Source organism: Spirillospora sp. NPDC049652, assembly GCF_040675125.1.
Taxonomy (GTDB): domain Bacteria; phylum Actinomycetota; class Actinomycetes; order Streptosporangiales; family Streptosporangiaceae; genus Spirillospora.
Window position 1 is genome coordinate 1 of record NZ_JBFAOF010001374.1, and the last position, 1,472, is coordinate 1,472.

The window sequence follows — 1,472 nt, forward strand, 5'->3', positions numbered from 1 at the left end:
GGCGGGCCATGGCCGGGTGCGGCGGCGTGCTGTGCCAGCTGGAGGCCGAGGGGCGGTTCCGGGACGAGGCGCTGCGCTGGCTGCCCGGCTTCGCCGACTTCGACCCGCTCGGCGCGGGCGCCGAGGACGGGACCGGGGACGGAGCGGCGGACGGGGCGCCGGAGGCGGAGGCCGCCTCCTGATCCCCGCCCCCTGACCCCGGCTCCTGATCCCGGGGGATCAGGAGGACAGGGCCGTGCGCTCCTCCTGCTCGACCTGCTCGTTCCAGACGCGCTTGCCCGCCTGCCAGCCGTCCTCGTCGCGGCCGACGCGCCAGTAGCCGGAGATCGACATCAGGTCCATCGGGAGCGTCCGCTCGACCCGCAGGTAGCGCCGCAGCTCCTTGACGAACCCGGCCTCGCCGTGGACGAACGCCTGGACGCGGCCGTCCGGCAGCTCCAGCGCGCGGACGGCCTCGACCAGCGCCGCGCCGACCGGGCGGTCGCCCCGGTGCAGCCAGACGATCTTGGCGTCGCCGGGGGAGGACAGCTCCTGCTCCTCCGCGGCGTCCGCGACCTCGACGAACACGTGGGCGGGCACGCCGGACGGGACGCGCTCCAGCGCCGCCGCGATGGCGGGCAGGGAGCTCTCGTCCCCGGCGAACAGGTGCCAGTCGGCGTCGGCGCTCGGCGCGTACTTGCCGCCGGGGCCCATGAAGGAGATCTCGTCGCCGGGCCGGGCGGCGGCCGCCCACGGCCCGGCGAGGCCCTCCTCGCCGTGGACGACGAAGTCGATGGCGAGCTCGCGGGACCCGGGGTCCCAGGAGCGGACGGTGTAGGTCCGGGTGGTCGGCCACTGGTCGCGCGGGAACTCGGCGCGGATCCGGTCGAGGTCGAACGGCTCGGGGTAGGTGACGCCGGGCCGCCCGAACATCAGCTTGACGTAGTGGTCGGTGTACTCGCCCGCCTCGAACTCCGCCAGGCCGTCCCCGCCGAGGACGACGCGGACCATGTGCGGGGTGAGCCGCTCGGTGCGCAGCACGACGCCGCGGTGCGTCCGGCGGCCGCCTCCGCGCGCGCTCCCGGCGGCCCTCCGCGGGCTGCCCGCCGCCGGCTCGGTGCCCGCCGTCGGTTCGGTCTCCGGTTCGGTTCCCATGCGCCCTCCGCGTTCGTTCGGTGTTAGGTAAGCCTAATCCACCCGGTGTCGACAGCATCCCGTTCCGGCTGATATTTTACAAGTGAAATACTTGTGAAGCTTTGAGGGGGATCATGGCGGGAGGGGCGGGAGCGGGCCAGGGGGCGCTGGTGCGCCCGCTGCCGGTGCGCGGGGTGCTGACGCTCGGGCGGAGCTCGGATATCTGGTACAAACCGGCGGTCAGCGCGGTGATCGCGTCGGCGATCCCCAACCTGGCGCTGCTCGCGGCCAGCCGCCTCGACCTCGCCCTCTACACCTCCGCGGGCTCGCTGGTCGCGCTCTACGCGCACGGCCGCCCG

The 1,472-nt window shown here is 74.6% G+C and carries 2 protein-coding genes and 1 pseudogene; 2 read left to right on the forward strand and 1 reads right to left on the reverse strand.

The genetic code is table 11. The annotated features are described in order from the left end of the window. Window positions 1-182: hypothetical protein (locus tag AB0J52_RS40335; RefSeq protein WP_500188473.1), on the forward strand; the 182-nt coding region annotated here is incomplete at its 5' end. A 37-nt stretch (window positions 183-219) separates the two neighbouring features. Here AB0J52_RS40335 and AB0J52_RS40340 read toward each other — a convergent pair. Then, the gene (locus AB0J52_RS40340) at window positions 220-1,134 is read right to left on the reverse strand and encodes a siderophore-interacting protein (protein WP_500188475.1); all 915 of its coding nucleotides are present in this window, start codon (window positions 1,132-1,134) and stop codon (window positions 220-222) included. Window positions 1,135-1,247: 113 nt separating this feature from the next. Here AB0J52_RS40340 and AB0J52_RS40345 point away from each other — a divergent pair. Continuing rightward, window positions 1,248-1,472: pseudogene (locus AB0J52_RS40345) on the forward strand (hypothetical protein); the annotation flags it as partial.

Excerpts from the sequence above, each read along its gene's own strand:
- AB0J52_RS40340 (WP_500188475.1), bottom strand. The coding sequence starts at position 1,134 with ATGGGAACCGAACCGGAGACCGAACCGACGGCGGGCACCGAGCCGGCG.